Genomic DNA, 16,365 nt, shown 5'->3' on the forward strand with positions numbered 1-16,365 from the left:
AGGATTTTCTGTCTTTTACTCTATATTTTTAATTTACAAACTCAATAATTTGAGTTTCTGTAAATTGATTAATCTCGTTACGGTTACTGAAATAAAATTTATACCAGTCAATTGTTTTCTTAATGGTTTCTGTTGCCTGGTATTTTGGTTTCCAGTTAAGGTTAGCCATTGCCTTGCTTATATCCAGTTTCAACAAACCTGCTTCATGCGGCTGTTTATCCGAATTGAAGATCTCAACTTCACCTTTACCCCAGTTTTTAATAGCTAAATCAACCATTTCATGAACCGGCAGGGCATCACTGAGGCCAGGGCCAAAGTTGTAAGCATCGGCAAAGGTTACCGGCTCTGATACCATGCGGCTTCCCAATAGCAAATAACCAACTAAAGGTTCCAGTACATGCTGCCATGGCCTTACGGAATTGGGGTTCCTGATAATTATTTTTTGCTCTTTCGACAGGAACCTTACTATATCAGGTATCAGGCGGTCTTTTGCCCAATCTCCACCACCAATTACGTTACCTGCACGGCCAACAGCTATCGACTTTTTATGGCTTGCATAATCGGCAGTATTAAAGAATGAATTTCTGTATGAATCAATTACCAGCTCAGCGCATGCTTTACTTGCACTATACGGATCATAACCACCCAAACGATCGCCTTCGCGATATGGATAAACCCACTCATTATTGTGATATACCTTATCGGTAGTAATTAATACTACCTGGCATGCTTTTTCTATCAGCCTTACACCATCAAGTACATTGGCGGTACCAATAGCATTTACCTCAAAGGTTTCGGAAGGGATATCGTAGGATAACCTAACCAAAGGCTGTGCTGCAAGGTGAAAAACAAAATCGGGCTGGCAATCAGTTATTGCTTTGGTAAGCTTAGCCTTATCACGCAGGTCGCCTATTATGGAGTTACAAATGCTGTTGCCTTCAATTAAATGAAATAAATCAAAATCATTTTCAGGCGCCAGTGCATATCCTGTAATTTCGGCACCAAGCATTTTCAGGATCTTTAACATCCATGAGCCTTTAAAGCCCGTATGGCCGGTTAAAAAAACCTTTTTTCCTTTGTATATAGTTTCTAATTGTTTAAACATATTACCAGGTTTTCCATTTTGCCTTATTTTGTGACCAATCTTCTTCAAGCTCATGCTTGTCGCGCAGCGTATCCATCGGTTTCCAGAAACCTTCGTGATTAAACGCTACCATTTCGCCGGCTTTGGCTATTTGCTCCATTGGTTCTCTTTCCCAAATAGTGCTATCGCCTTCAATAAAGTCAAATACAGCTGGCTCGCATACAAAAAAGCCACCGTTTATCCATGCACCATCACCTTTGGGTTTCTCCATAAATGAGTGTACCGAATTATCTTCGTTTAGGTTGATTGCACCGAAACGGCCTGATGGCTGTACAGAAGTTACTGTGCAAAATTTGCCTTTTTCCTTATGATATTTAACCAGTTCGGTAATGTTAACATTACTTACACCGTCGCCGTAAGTAAGCATGAAAGTTTCGTTACCAACATGTTCTTTAATTCGTTTAATACGACCGCCGGTCATTGATTCATTACCGGTATCAACCAGGGTAATTGTCCATGGCTCGGCCTGTGAATCATGTACTTTGATAGAGTTATCCTTCAGATCGATGGTAACATCAGATTTGTGCAAAAAGTAATTAGCAAAATACTCTTTGATCACGTAGCCTTTGTAACCTAAACAGATAACAAAATCATTAAACCCATGAGATGAATAAATTTTCATGATATGCCATAATATCGGCATGCCACCAATTTCAACCATAGGTTTTGGCCTTAAAACAGTTTCTTCGGATAAACGGGTTCCTAACCCTCCTGCCAGTAATACAACTTTCATCTATTTTTTCATTAAGTTAAGTGTCCTCTGTTAAATACTAACCTGAACGTCACCTGTTAAAGGGTAACTGCAACATAAAAGGCATTCACCCGGTAACAACTTCTCATACTCCTCTGCGGGTTTAGGCATTTTTACCTCTCCTGCCAATAGCTTTGCTTTGCAAACAAGGCAGCTACCTGTTTGACAGGAGTAATCTATATCAATTCCTGCATCAAGGCCTGCATCAAGTATGCTTTTGCCTTTTACAACTTCAACCTTATTAAGAACGCCGTCTTTTGTTATTTCAACAATCTGAGTAGTTATATTTTCAAGATCCTTCTGGTTTAACACCACCTCAAAATCTTCGGAAAATATTTGTTTGGGGGTAACCTCAATGTCCTGTAAAACTTCTTTCACAGATTCTTTTAACCCCGTTGGCCCGCATATGTAATGAATTGTATTCTGCAGGTCTACCTCGTGCTTCATTACCGAAAGAACTTTTGCCGGGCTTATCCTGCCTTCTATCACATCCGGGTTATTATCCGATACCCTGAGCCTTGAATGGAAGTGATAGGTTTTTAAATCTTCATGATGGTTTTTCCTGAGCTCTGCAATTTTGTCTTTAAAAATCACCGATTCAGAATCCCGGTTACCGTAAATCAATGTTATTTTATTTCCGGTTTTATGATGAAGTATATATTTAGCAATTGATATCAGAGGGGTTATACCGCTGCCGGCCCCCCAAAGTATAATATGCTTATCACTATCTATAAGTGTTGGGTCGAATATAAAATCGCCCATTGGCGGTAAAACCTCTACCTGATCGCCAATCTTTAAAAAGTCGATGATGTGATTTGAAACTACACCACCGGTTACCCTTTTTATGGTTACCTCCAAATAAGGATCGGCGCCGGGAGCCGATGAAAACGAGTAAGGCCTGTTATACTTACGCCCATTTATTTTGAAAACAAGCGTAAGATATTGTCCCGGCAGATATTTTACTTTTTTTAAACCAGGTTGTTTGAAACATATAGTAACTGTGTCATTTGTCTCAGTTCTTATATCTATAACCTGTAGTGTAAAAGACAACATGATCAATTAACTAAAATATTTACACACTCTATTTCTAAACGGATCAATTAGCCTTTTTTAAATAAACGGCTCAACCATGTTCCGCTCTTTTCTTTATTATCTTCAACGTAGCCATAACCATAGCCGTAACCGTAGCCATAACCATAACCGTAGCCATAGCCACCATAATAACCAGCCTTTTTAGATTCGATGTCATTGATCACCAGATAGGCCTTTTTGAGTTTTTTATTTAAAACCAGGTCATTGATGATGCCCAACTGCGACTTATACGTATATTTTTGACGGATGATATACAAAGTGATATCAACATGTTTTTCAATTATAAGCGCATCAGATACAAGGCCAATTGGCGCACTATCGATAATGATATAGTCAAACTTTTCCTTAAGTTTCTCAATCATCACACCCAGCTTATCATGCAGCAACAGCTCAGATGGGTTTGGAGGTACAGAGCCCGAACTAACCAGGAAACAGTTTTCGCTAAACCAGGTTGGCTTCAGGATCTCGTCGATATCCATGGTTGATGAGATCACGTAGTTTGAAAAGCCGTTATCCCTTTCCATACCCAAACTTTGCGATAATTTAGGTTTGCGCAAATCGAGCTCAACCATACATACCTTTTTACCGCTCAGTGCCAATACACTGCCTACGTTTAACGAGATAAAAGATTTGCCCTCGCCGCTCATACTTGAGGTTACCATGATAACCTGCGGTTTATCTGAATTTAACAGGTATTGCAGGTTGGTACGTAAAGCCCTGAACTGCTCAGAAATAATTGAGCGGGATTGAGTGTTAACCACAAGGCTGTTCTGCGATTCGTTATGGCTTACTTCACCTACGATAGGTATTTTAGTTCCATCCTCTACGTCAGATTTGTAGCTGATAGTAACATTAAACAATTCACGTATGTAAACGAATGCCAGCGGCACCAGGAAGCCCATCGCAAACAACACAAGTGCTATCAGTGTTGATTTTGATTTATTAGGCTCGTATTCGCTCTTGGCAACGTCAATTATCCTTGCATTTGAAATTGTTGACGTTTTAGATATAGCGGTTTCTTCCCTTTTTTGAAGCAGGAATATGTACAGGTCCTGTTTAACAGTTTGCTGCCTGGTGTAATCAAGAAACTGGCGTGATATAGCAGGAACGCTTTCTATCTGTCCGTTGAACTTTGAATTTTGCCCCTGTAAATTGCCTTTACTAACCAAAAGCGATTTTATGTAGGTATTTAAGTTTTTAAGGATTATGCCATGTAAACTCTCAATTTGGGTATCAAGTGTTTTAACATATGGGTTATTATCAGTGCTTGCTATGCTCTGACGATCTTTTTCAAGTAACAATTCGTTATACCGCTGAACTGTTTCTGAAAACCCATCCACATCCACTCCCATTGTTGAAGGGATAACTTTTCTATTTACAGGATTGCTCAAAAACTTCTGCAGATCTTGTGCTACCGAAAGCTGTACATCAAGCGTGCTTAATTGCTTCTGAAAATCGCTTGAAGCGCCAATCAGGGCTTTTGATTGCTCATCAACATCGGCAATCTTATTTTGCTTACGGAATTGTTCAAATTGCTTTTCAACACCCGAAAGCTCTTTGCCCACCAGGTCTAAACGCTGGTTGATAAAGGCAAGCGTGCTATCCGCAATCTGAAGTTTATTGGCCCGGTTAGCTGTAAGGTAAACATCCATTACCCTGTTCAGGATAGCTTCGCCCTTTTTTGAGTTTGTATATCCCAGAGCTAAATCAATAGTTGTAGTTGTTTTACTTGACAAGCCTACATCCAGCGCTTTTGATAAATTCTCAACAGCCGACTCAACCGATGTAATAACAATTGTATATCCGTGTTCATCAACCGGCTTTTGCTTCCGTATCAGAAACAGATCATATTGAGGCAGGCTTATTTTTTGATTAAAAGAGGCTTTTAAATCAATATCCTCTTTACTGTTAGTTACATGGATATCATTATTAACTATCGAAATATTATACTTCCGCGCTAAAAGCGAATCTGTTTTATAAACCAGCTTAACTTCAAACGGGGCCTCGTCAAATAATTCGGTTTGCTTGATCCTGCCGTTGCGGTAAACAATTATGTTTAACTTCAGGTCCTTTACAGCATCCGTAACAACACTCCTTGATTTTAATATGTTAACTTCATTTTCGGCGTTGCTTGTTACCCCAAGTAATGATGATATATCTGTTAAAGCGCCTAAGCCACCCATTGCGCTGCCGCTTGAGCTGGCTCCTTTATCATCATCAATGAGCATCATCGCATGGATCTTATAATCAGAAACAGCGTATCGTTTATAAAAAACAGCGGCACAACCAAATATGATCACCCCTATTACAAAAAGAGGCCAGTTAGAAACTATTTTTGTTAAAAATTTCTTGAAATCAAATTCAGCCTCTTCATTTTGATTCTGCGAGACTTGATTTAAAGGATTTTGAGTATCCATTCCGTTTTAAATAAAATGTTATTTCCTGGTAAATAAAACAATGAGAACTGATAGAAGCGATCCGATCAAAGTGTAGTATCGCGCCTGTGATGCATCTGTTGCAGAAACTTTTCCAGGTCCAGGTTCAACATAGATCATATCATTTTGATGCAAATAAAAATAGGGCGATGTCATTACATCGGTCTTTTTTAAATTAAAACGATAAGGAGTTTTTGTTCCGTCTTCGTTTTCTCTTATTAAAAGAACATTATCCCGCTTCCCAAAGATTGTCAAATCACCGGCTAAGGCTATTGCGTCAAGTACGCTAACTTTTTCGTTTGGTAAAACATATACACCCGGCTTTAAAACCTCGCCGGTAATGTTTACCCTGAAATTGGCAAAGCGTACTGTTGCTACCGGCTCTTTAAAGTATTTTGATGCAACTGATTTTACAGTATCTGCAGCAGCAGTTGTAGTAAGGCCGGCCAGTTTTATTCTCCCCAAAATAGGTACAGATATAAAACCCTCCTTATCAACAAGATAACCTGAACCAATCTGCGTATTTGCCGGGCTAAGCGTTGCGTTGGAAGCACTTAATATTGAACCGGTTGTTGCCGTAGGCAAATTAGCCGAATTAATTACCAATGTACTCTGAGGATCAATGGTTTGAACCACTACGGTTAATATATCGTCAGATTGGATTTTTAGTGGAACATACTCCGCCTTAGCTATTGCTTTAAGCTGTCCAGAATCCGGAATATTCTGAAAATATTTAACCTTTTTTGATGTGTTACAGGAAAACAGCCCTGCAGAAATGAACAAAATGAATAAAAGTAAAAATGAATTTACAATGTAGGATTTTCTCATAAAATTAGGACTCCCATGTCTTTATAGGTATAAGTTTTAAAACGTTGCAATATATACACTTTTTTCTCAAATACAACACACTATTATTAAATTTTTCATAAATACGCCAAAAGCGTAACTTTTTTTTAATCAAAAGTGCATTTTAATATAATAATCAAAATTATGCTTGACCCATTGTGCCGCCAAAATTCATCGGAAAGCCTGGATGATCGGGCTGTACTTTGATACGGCCGTTAATAGTTTCATACTTTTCAATGTTGTCTTCCAATGCCGAAAGGAGACGTTTGGCATGTTCGGGGGTTAATATGATCCGCGACTTTACCCTGGCTTTGGGCACCCCGGGCATAACCCGGATAAAGTCCAATACAAACTCAGAGTTTGAGTGAGTAATGATAGCAAGGTTTGAGTACACACCTTCTGCAATTTCTTCTGACAGCTCAATGTTGAGCTGATTTTCATTTTGTTCTTCCATGCCACTAAAATAACAAAAAGACATTCTTCGTAAACTGTCTTTTTTGCTGGGTAAATATTGAGCCATATATAGCTTTTAAGAATACGGACCAGCCCGGTATCCTGCTTGCACAAGGTCGAACGTAGAACAGAGGTGTTTAGTTTTTGTTTTAACTATTTTAAAAAAAGCATAAAAAAAGCCTCCCGGAAAACCGGGAGGCTTAGTAAAATATTTAAACCGTTGAAAATTAAGCTTCCAACTCTTCTGCTTTTGAAGCCATCAGGCGGTCAAATTCTTCCTGGGAGCCTACGCGGATATTTTCATACTCACGTAAACCGGTACCTGAAGGTATTAAGTGACCTACAATAACGTTTTCTTTCAGGCCAAGCATTAAATCTTTTTTACCTGCGATAGCTGCTTCGTTCAGTACTTTGGTAGTTTCCTGGAACGATGCTGCCGAGATAAACGACTTGGTGCCTAACGACGCCCTGGTGATACCTTGCAGTATCGGGCTTGATGTTGCAGGGATAGCATCACGCACTTCAACCAGTTTAAGGTCGCGGCGTTTCAATACCGAGTTTTCATCGCGTAAGCGGCGTAATGAAACTATCTGACCAGATTTTAATGTAGTTGAATCACCTGGATCGGTAATAACTTTCTTGTCATAAATTTCATCATTCTCGGTCATGAAATCCCATCCGTCAACAGCTTCACGCTCTAAGAAACGGGTATCGCCCGCATCCTCAATCGATACTTTCTGCATCATCTGGTGAACAATAACCTCAAAGTGCTTATCGTTGATCTTCACACCCTGTAAGCGGTAAACTTCCTGGATACCGTTAACAAGATATTCCTGTACAGCGGCAGGGCCTTTGATAGCAAGGATATCTGAAGGTGAAATTGAACCGTCTGACAGTGGCATACCGGCTTTAACAAAGTCATTATCCTGTACGAGGATGTGTTTTGAAAGTGGTACAAGGTATTTTTTAACCTGGCCGTCTTTTGATTCAATAGTGATTTCGCGATTACCACGTTTAACACCACCTAAAGTTACCACACCGTCAATTTCGGTTACTACAGCAGGGTTTGAAGGGTTACGTGCCTCAAATAACTCGGTTACACGTGGTAAACCACCTGTAATATCCCGGGTTTTACCGGTTGAACGAGGAATTTTAGCAATAACCTGGCCTGTTTGCAGTTTGTCGCCTTCATCAACAGCGATGTGGGCGCCTACCGGGATGTTATATCCTTTAATGATATTACCTTTAGTGTCGGCAATCTGGATAGCAGGGTTTTTAGTTTTATCCCTTGTATCAATGATCACTTTTTCGCGGTGACCGGTTTGCTCGTCGCTTTCTTCACGGAAAGTAATACCTTCCAATACAGCATCAAACTGGGCAATACCTGCAAATTCAGATATAATTACCGCATTGTATGGATCCCATGAACAGATACGGTCGCCTTTGGTGATCTTGCTGCCATCTTTCACATACAGGTATGAACCATATGGAATGTTGTTGGTAACAATTACTTTATTGCTTCCGGCTTCAATGATGCGGAATTCGCCCGAACGGCCTAATACCACATCAACAGCGCCGTCTTCGGCAGTTTCATAAGTAACGGTACGTACGTTTTCAAATTCAATGATACCATCAAATTTAGCGTTGATCTGTGACTCAGCCGCGATGTTTGATGCGGTACCACCCACGTGGAATGTACGAAGTGTTAACTGTGTACCCGGCTCACCGATTGACTGTGCAGCAATTACACCAACAGCCTCGCCTTTTTGCACGCGTTTACCGCTTGCAAGGTTACGGCCGTAGCACAATGCGCATACGCCACGTTTACTTTCGCAGGTTAATACCGAACGGATCTCGATACCTTCAAGCGGCGAATTCTCGATCTTCTTAGCTACCTCTTCGGTAATATCATGGCCGGCTAAAGCTAACAGTTCGTTGGTGATAGGGTCATGAACATCATGAAGTGTAGTACGACCTAAAATACGGTCATATAATGGCTCAACAATATCCTCGTTGTCTTTCAGTGCTGTTGTGTAAATACCCCTTAAGGTACCGCAATCAACCTCACCAACAATCATATCCTGGGCAACGTCATGCAGCCTACGTGTTAAGTAACCAGCATCCGCTGTTTTTAACGCCGTATCCGCCAAACCTTTACGTGCACCGTGAGTTGAGATAAAGTACTCCAATACCGACAAACCTTCTTTAAAGTTTGAAAGGATCGGGTTTTCAATAATCTCACCACCTGAACCTGATTTTTGAGGTTTCGCCATCAAACCACGCATACCTGCAAGCTGACGGATCTGCTCTTTTGAACCACGGGCACCTGAGTCAAGCATCATGTAAACAGAGTTGAAGCCCTGGTTATCGTTGCTCAGGATGTCCATCACATTCGCGGTTAAGCGGTTGTTGATACGTGTCCAAATATCGATGATCTGGTTGTAACGCTCATTGTTAGTGATGAAACCCATGTTGTAGTTACCCATAACCTCGTCAACTTGTTTAGAAGCTGTTTCGATCAAAGTAACTTTTTCAGCAGGGATATTGATATCCTTCAGGTTAAATGATAAACCACCCTGGAATGCCATTTTGAAACCTAATTCCTTAATATCATCAAGGAACTGGGCAGCACGTGCCATACCGGTAATTTTCACTACCTCACCAATGATATCACGCAGTGATTTTTTGGTTAATAGCTCATTGATATAACCTACTTCAACCGGTACATGCTGGTTAAACAACACGCGGCCTACAGTAGTATCAATAATTTTGCTTACAATTTTACCATCGCGCTCTTTAGTGAAAGCTTTAACTTTAATAAAGGCATGCAGGTCGAGTTTCTTTTCGTTATAAGCGATGATTACTTCTTCGGCAGAGTAAAAAGTTAAACCCTGGCCTTTAACCACACGTGTTTCATCGGTTTTACGGCCTTTGGTTATGTAGTACAAACCAAGCACCATGTCCTGAGATGGTACAGTGATTGGCGTACCATTGGCAGGGTTAAGGATGTTGTGCGAAGCAAGCATCAGGATCTGGGCTTCCAAAATTGCCGCGTTACCAAGTGGTACGTGAACGGCCATCTGGTCACCGTCAAAATCCGCGTTGAATGCTGTACAGGTTAATGGGTGCAATTGAATCGCTTTACCTTCAACCAGTTTTGGCTGGAACGACTGGATACCTAACCTGTGAAGCGTAGGCGCACGGTTTAGTAATACAGGGTGTCCTTTCAATACGTTTTCCAGAATATCCCAAACCAATGGGTCTTTACGGTCAACAATCTTTTTGGCAGATTTTACTGTTTTAACCACACCACGCTCAATCATTTTGCGGATGATAAACGGTTTAAACAGCTCGGCAGCCATATCTTTTGGTAAACCGCACTCGTGTAATTTAAGGTTTGGCCCTACAACAATTACCGAACGGGCAGAGTAATCCACACGTTTACCTAATAAGTTTTGACGGAAACGGCCTTGTTTACCTTTCAGGATGTCTGAAAGTGATTTCAATGCACGGTTACCTTCGGTTTTTACCGCGTTAACTTTACGTGAGTTATCGAACAACGAATCTACAGCTTCCTGTAACATACGTTTTTCGTTACGTAAAATTACCTCAGGTGCTTTAATCTCGATCAAACGTTTTAAACGGTTGTTACGGATAATTACACGACGGTAAAGGTCATTCAAATCTGAAGTAGCGAAACGGCCACCTTCCAGTGGTACTAAGGGACGCAACTCAGGAGGGATAACCGGAACGATCTTAACGATCATCCACTCAGGGTTATTTTCAATCCTGGTTTTTGCATCACGGAAAGCCTCAACAACCTGTAAACGTTTTAAAGCTTCGTTTTTACGTTGTTGTGAAGTTTCGTTTGCTGCCTGGTGACGCAGGCTGAATGATAATTCATCAAGGTCAAGGCGTTTTAATAATTCTTCCAGAGCTTCTGCACCCATTTTGGCAACAAATTTCTGCGGATCTTTGTCGTCAAGGTACTGGTTTTCTTTTGGAAGGGTATCTAATACGTCAAGGTATTCTTCTTCAGTAAGGAAATCCATTTTGTTGATTCCGTCTGCTTCTTTAATACCTGCTTGGATAACTACATAACGCTCGTAGTATATAATAAGATCTAACCTTTTTGTAGGCAGGCCTAATAAATAACCAATTTTGTTTGGTAACGAACGGAAGTACCAGATATGCGCAACAGGCACCACCAGGTTGATGTGGCCCATACGCTCACGACGTACTTTCTTTTCGGTTACTTCAACACCACAACGGTCGCACACGATACCTTTGTAACGGATACGTTTGTATTTACCGCAATGGCACTCATAATCTTTAACCGGGCCAAAAATACGCTCGCAAAACAAACCATCACGCTCAGGTTTGTAAGTACGGTAGTTAATGGTTTCCGGCTTTAAAACTTCACCGCTCGAACGCTCAAGGATAGACTCGGGAGAGGCTAAACTGATGGTAATGGTGGTAAAGTTACTTTTGATTTTATTATCCTTTTTGTAAGACATAGTCTACTTTGATTTTTTAAAGGTAATTTTTAGGCGAAAGGGAAAAGGTGAAAGGTAAAAGGTTTTTGGACTTGCCCTAACCTTTCACCTTTAGCCTTTAAGCTTTAACCTTATTCTAATGTGATATCCAAACCTAAGCCGCGTAACTCATGAACCAATACGTTGAATGATTCAGGAACTGATGGCGTTGGCAGGTTTTCACCTTTAACAATAGCCTCATATGTTTTGGCACGGCCGATAACATCATCCGATTTAACGGTCAATATCTCCTGCAGTATGTTTGATGCACCAAATGCTTCCAGTGCCCAAACCTCCATCTCACCAAAACGCTGACCACCAAATTGTGCTTTACCACCCAATGGCTGTTGTGTGATCAGTGAGTACGGTCCGATTGAACGGGCGTGCATCTTATCATCAACCATGTGACCTAATTTCAGCATGTAGATAATACCTACAGTAGTTTGCTGATCAAAACGATCACCTGTTAAACCATTGTATAAATAAGTACGGCCCGATTCAGGTAAGTTGGCTTTCTTAACCCACTCTTCCACTTCTTCATGGCTTGCACCATCAAAAATAGGGGTAGCGAATTTTACACCAAGCTCTTTACCGGCCCAGCCCAATACGGTTTCGTAGATCTGGCCCAGGTTCATACGTGAAGGTACACCCAGCGGGTTCAACACAATATCAACCGGTGTTCCGTCTTCAAGGAAAGGCATGTCTTCGTCACGTACAATACGCGCAACAATACCTTTGTTACCGTGACGGCCTGCCATTTTATCACCCACTTTAAGCTTACGCTTTTTAGCGATGTAAACTTTAGCCATTTGCACGATACCTGATGGAAGCTCATCACCCACACTGATAGCGAATTTATCACGACGGTAAGCACCCAGCTCTTCATTGTACTTAATGTTAAAGTTGTGAAGAAGGATCTTGATCTGATCGTTTTTATCATCATCAGTAGTCCATTTAGTTGGGTTAATGTTATCGTAATTAAGCTCAACTAATATTTTCTGGGTGAATTTAACACCTTTAGGAACCTGTAACTCTTTGTAAACGTTGTAAACGCCTTGCGAAGTTTTGCCGTTAACGATCTCAAATAACTTTTCGATCAAAGTATTTTTCAGATCTTTTACAGCTTTATCATGCTTGTTATCCAATTTTTCCAGCTGTGCTTTTTCTTCAGCTTTTGAAGTTTTCTTAGCACGGGAGAACAATTTGGTATCGATAACAACACCGGCAATTGACGGCGGGGTTTTCAATGAAGCATCTTTAACGTCGCCTGCTTTATCACCAAATATAGCACGTAACAGTTTTTCTTCCGGTGATGGGTCTGATTCACCTTTAGGGGTGATCTTACCAATCAGGATGTCGCCTTCTTTAACCTCGGCGCCTACACGGATGATACCGTCTTCGTCAAGGTCTTTAGTAGCTTCTTCTGATACGTTAGGGATATCCGGTGTTAACTCTTCCTCACCGCGTTTAGTGTCACGAACTTCAAGCTCGAACTCTTCAACGTGGATTGAAGTAAAGATATCTTGTGAAACAACGCGCTCAGAGATCACAATCGCATCCTCAAAGTTATATCCCTGCCAAGGCATGAACGCTACTTTAAGGTTACGGCCTAATGCAAGCTCGCCATTTTGGGTAGCGTAACCTTCGCAAAGTACTTCACCTTTTTCAACCCTCTGGCCTTTTTTAACAATAGGCTTAAGGTTCATGGTGGTGCTTTGGTTGGTTTTCTTAAACTTGGTTAAGCGGTAGCTTCTGCTATCTCCTTCAAACGAGATCAAACGATCAAGTTCGTTACGGTCATATTTAATACGGATTTCATTGGCATCAACATACTCAACCACACCATCGCCTTCGGCGTTGATCAGGGTACGAGAATCTTTTGCAACACGGCCTTCCAAACCGGTACCAACAATCGGCGCTTCAGGGCGTAACAATGGTACGGCCTGGCGTTGCATGTTTGAACCCATCAATGCACGGTTAGCGTCATCATGCTCCAGGAACGGAATCAATGAAGCCGCTATTGAGGTGATCTGGTTTGGCGCGATGTCCATTAAGTCCAGACGCTCTGGCTCGATAACCGGGAAGTCACCCTCGAAACGTGCTTTTACACGTGGCAATTCAAACACACCTTTATCATCATACACCGCGTTTGCCTGGCCAATGGTTTTACCGTCTTCATCTTCGGCAGATAAATAGATAACCGGCTCGTCAACCATTACCTTACCATCAACCACGCGTTTGTACGGTGTTTCGATAAAGCCTAAGTTGTTAATTTTGGCGTGTACGCAAAGTGAAGAGATCAAACCAATGTTCGGGCCTTCGGGAGTTTCGATAGTACACAACCTACCGTAGTGGGTGTAGTGAACGTCACGAACCTCGAAACCTGCACGCTCACGTGACAGACCGCCGGGGCCTAAGGCTGACAGACGACGCTTGTGCGTGATCTCTGCCAGTGGATTGGTTTGGTCCATGAACTGTGATAACTGGTTTGTTCCGAAGAACGAGTTGATCACAGATGATAATGTACGCGCGTTGATCAGGTCGGTTGGTGTGAACACCTCGTTATCACGAATGTTCATACGCTCACGGATGGTACGGGCCATACGTGCTAAACCTACGCCAAACTGAGCGTAAAGCTGCTCACCAACGGTACGTACACGACGGTTTGACAAGTGATCAATATCATCCACCTCGGCTTTTGAGTTGATTAATTTGATCAGGTATTTAACAATCGCGATGATATCCTGCTTGGTTAAAACTTTAGTTTCTTCCGAAGTACTCAGTTTTAATTTACGGTTGATGCGGTAGCGGCCCACATCGCCCAGGTCATATCTTTTATCTGAAAAGAATAAACGGTCGATGATACCACGTGCTGTTTCTTCATCAGGTGGTTCAGCGTTACGTAACTGGCGGTAGATGTGCTCAACCGCTTCCTTTTCAGAGTTGGAAGTATCTTTCTGTAAGGTATTGTATATAATAGTATAATCACCGCTGGTTGAAGCATCTTCCTTGTTCAGGATGATGGTTTTAACACCAGAGTCGATGATCATATCAATATGATCGTCTTCCAGTAAGGTTTCACGCTCAAGGATGATCTCATTACGAGGGATAGAAACTACCTCACCGGTATCTTCATCCACAAAGTCTTCAATCCATGTTTTAAGTACCCTTGCAGCAAGCTTACGGCCAATATATTTTTTAAGGCCTGATTTGCTTACTTTAACCTCGTCGGCCAGTTCAAACAGCTCTAATATATCTTTATCAGAGTCATAACCTATGGCACGAAGCAGCGTAGTAACCGGGAATTTCTTTTTACGGTCAATGTAAGCATACATCACGTTGTTAACGTCTGTAGCAAACTCAATCCATGAACCTTTGAAAGGGATAACACGGGCCGAGTATAATTTTGTACCGTTGGTATGGCGGCTCTGACCAAAGAACACACCTGGCGAACGGTGTAACTGTGATACAATTACACGCTCGGCACCATTAATAACAAATGTACCTTTAGGGGTCATGTATGGGATAGTACCCAGGTACACATCCTGTACAATTGTTTCAAAATCTTCGTGCTCCTCATCATTACATGACAGGCGAAGCTTGGCTTTTAATGGTACACTGTAAGTTAATCCGCGTTCAATACACTCTTGTATATCATAACGTGGCGGATCAATAAAGTAGTCAAGAAACTCCAGGACAAAGATGTTTCTTGAATCTGAAATAGGAAAGTTTTCGGCAAACACTTTAAACAGCCCTTCTTTATAACGGTTGTCGGAAGTGGTTTCCAATTGAAAAAATTCCTGGAAAGATTGTAACTGAACATCCAGAAAATCAGGGTACTCAAGCACCTTTCTGCTGGTTGCAAAGTTTACTCTTTGATTATTATTGTTTGCCAAGGTATTTAAATTTTAGTTTATTAATAAACTTGATAGATGTGAGATTTAGGATTTGAGACATGAGCATTGAGATTTGAGAACAGAAATACGATTCAGACAGATGCCGCTAAACCAAGCGGCAAAAATCTCATATCTTAAATCTCATATCTATCATCTCCTATCGGATATCTGCACTCCAAACCTTTATAAACAGCAATAGACCCCGACCGTTATGGTCGGAGTCTCGATGCTATATTTCAGTAGGTTAAATTACTTAACCTCAACTACTGCTCCGGCTTCTTCTAATTGTTTTTTCAAAGATTCAGCTTCTTCTTTAGTTACACCAGTTTTAACTTCTTTTGGTGCACCATCAACAAGATCTTTAGCTTCTTTCAAACCAAGGCCAGTTAAGTCTTTTACTAATTTAACAACTGCTAATTTAGCGCCGCCTGCTTCTTTCAGGATAACGTCAAATGCAGTTTGTACTGCTTCAGCAGCAGGGGCATCATCGCCACCAGCAGGAGCAGCAGCAACAGCTACAGCTGCAGCAGCAGGCTCAATACCATACTCATCTTTTAAGATTTGAGCTAATTCGTTTACTTCTTTTACTGTTAAGTTTACCAACTGTTCAGCAAACGCTTTTAAATCCGCCATTTTATTTAAATTTTTACTTTTAATGCTTTTTGTTTGTTATTATCGAACTTAAAGGTGTTCGTTAACCTCTTTCCTGTAATGTTTTTACAAGGCCTGCAATTGTATTTCCGCCTGATTGTAATGCCGAAATAACATTTTTTGCTGGTGATTGTAGTAATCCAATAACTTCGCCAATCAGCTGCTCTTTTGATTTTAGTTTGATCAAAGTGTCAATCTGGTTGTCACCGATAAAGATCGCTGAATCAATATAAGCTGCTTTTAAAATTGGTTTTTCACCTTTTTTCCTTAATTGTTTGATCAACTTGGCCGGAGCTGTTGCTGATTTTGAAAAAAAGATTGATGATGAACCCTTTAATACATCAAATATTGGGCTGTAATCGCCGCCTGCAGCTTCCATAGCTTTTTTAATCAAGCTATTTTTTGCTACTTTCATCGTAATGTCGCTTTCGAAACATTGACGACGGATGTCGTTGATTTTTGCAACTGTCAGATCTGAAGTATCAGTAATATAAAAGTTACCGAACTCCTGCATTTGCTCAGTTAGGGCTACAACAAGGTCGTATTTTTCTTCTTTATTCAT

10 protein-coding genes are annotated in these 16,365 nt (G+C 41.0%); all 10 read right to left on the reverse strand.

The genetic code is table 11. The annotated features are described in order from the left end of the window. Positions 1–28 precede the first annotated feature (28 nt). The gene (rfbG, locus tag ACFFGT_RS18780; RefSeq protein ID WP_377024073.1) at positions 29–1,105 is read right to left on the reverse strand and encodes a CDP-glucose 4,6-dehydratase; all 1,077 of its coding nucleotides are present in this window, start codon (positions 1,103–1,105) and stop codon (positions 29–31) included. Between the two features lies 1 nt (position 1,106). After that, the gene (rfbF, locus tag ACFFGT_RS18785; protein ID WP_377024074.1) at positions 1,107–1,877 is read right to left on the reverse strand and encodes a glucose-1-phosphate cytidylyltransferase; all 771 of its coding nucleotides are present in this window, start codon (positions 1,875–1,877) and stop codon (positions 1,107–1,109) included. Positions 1,878–1,907: 30 nt separating this feature from the next. Beyond that, complete coding sequence (locus tag ACFFGT_RS18790) at positions 1,908–2,948, reverse strand: FAD-binding oxidoreductase (RefSeq protein ID WP_377024075.1); 1,041 nt, start codon at positions 2,946–2,948, stop codon at positions 1,908–1,910. Positions 2,949–2,995: 47 nt separating this feature from the next. Then, on the reverse strand, positions 2,996–5,404 hold the full coding sequence (locus tag ACFFGT_RS18795; protein ID WP_377024076.1) for a GumC family protein: 2,409 nt from the start codon (positions 5,402–5,404) through the stop codon (positions 2,996–2,998). 18 nt (positions 5,405–5,422) lie between these two features. After that, positions 5,423–6,250 (reverse strand): polysaccharide biosynthesis/export family protein, encoded by an 828-nt coding sequence (locus ACFFGT_RS18800; RefSeq protein ID WP_377024077.1) that lies wholly within the window; start codon positions 6,248–6,250, stop codon positions 5,423–5,425. A 160-nt stretch (positions 6,251–6,410) separates the two neighbouring features. Continuing rightward, positions 6,411–6,722 carry a DUF3467 domain-containing protein gene (locus tag ACFFGT_RS18805; RefSeq protein ID WP_377024078.1) on the reverse strand — a complete coding sequence of 104 codons (312 nt, stop codon included), beginning with the start codon at positions 6,720–6,722 and terminating at the stop codon, positions 6,411–6,413. A gap of 226 nt (positions 6,723–6,948) precedes the next feature. After that, positions 6,949–11,238 (reverse strand): DNA-directed RNA polymerase subunit beta', encoded by a 4,290-nt coding sequence (gene rpoC, locus ACFFGT_RS18810; RefSeq protein WP_377024079.1) that lies wholly within the window; start codon positions 11,236–11,238, stop codon positions 6,949–6,951. A 110-nt stretch (positions 11,239–11,348) separates the two neighbouring features. Continuing rightward, positions 11,349–15,152, reverse strand: coding sequence for a DNA-directed RNA polymerase subunit beta (rpoB, locus tag ACFFGT_RS18815; protein WP_377024080.1), 3,804 nt, complete (start codon positions 15,150–15,152; stop codon positions 11,349–11,351). A 249-nt stretch (positions 15,153–15,401) separates the two neighbouring features. Next, complete coding sequence (gene rplL / locus ACFFGT_RS18820; RefSeq protein WP_073405423.1) at positions 15,402–15,785, reverse strand: 50S ribosomal protein L7/L12; 384 nt, start codon at positions 15,783–15,785, stop codon at positions 15,402–15,404. 61 nt (positions 15,786–15,846) lie between these two features. Next, positions 15,847–16,365, reverse strand: coding sequence for a 50S ribosomal protein L10 (gene rplJ / locus ACFFGT_RS18825; protein WP_110585431.1), 519 nt, complete (start codon positions 16,363–16,365; stop codon positions 15,847–15,849).

This window comes from Mucilaginibacter angelicae (assembly GCF_042434235.1).
Taxonomy (GTDB): Bacteria; Bacteroidota; Bacteroidia; order Sphingobacteriales; family Sphingobacteriaceae; genus Mucilaginibacter; species Mucilaginibacter angelicae.

Coding starts and splice junctions, on each gene's coding strand:
- rfbF (WP_377024074.1), bottom strand. CDS start 1,877: ATGAAAGTTGTATTACTGGCAGGAGGGTTAGGAACCCGTTTATCCGAA.
- rpoC (WP_377024079.1), bottom strand. CDS start 11,238: ATGTCTTACAAAAAGGATAATAAAATCAAAAGTAACTTTACCACCATT.
- ACFFGT_RS18790 (WP_377024075.1), bottom strand. CDS start 2,948: ATGTTGTCTTTTACACTACAGGTTATAGATATAAGAACTGAGACAAAT.
- rfbG (WP_377024073.1), bottom strand. CDS start 1,105: ATGTTTAAACAATTAGAAACTATATACAAAGGAAAAAAGGTTTTTTTA.
- ACFFGT_RS18800 (WP_377024077.1), bottom strand. CDS start 6,250: ATGAGAAAATCCTACATTGTAAATTCATTTTTACTTTTATTCATTTTG.
- ACFFGT_RS18805 (WP_377024078.1), bottom strand. CDS start 6,722: ATGGAAGAACAAAATGAAAATCAGCTCAACATTGAGCTGTCAGAAGAA.
- rplL (WP_073405423.1), bottom strand. CDS start 15,785: ATGGCGGATTTAAAAGCGTTTGCTGAACAGTTGGTAAACTTAACAGTA.
- rplJ (WP_110585431.1), bottom strand. CDS start 16,365: ATGAATAAAGAAGAAAAATACGACCTTGTTGTAGCCCTAACTGAGCAA.
- ACFFGT_RS18795 (WP_377024076.1), bottom strand. CDS start 5,404: ATGGATACTCAAAATCCTTTAAATCAAGTCTCGCAGAATCAAAATGAA.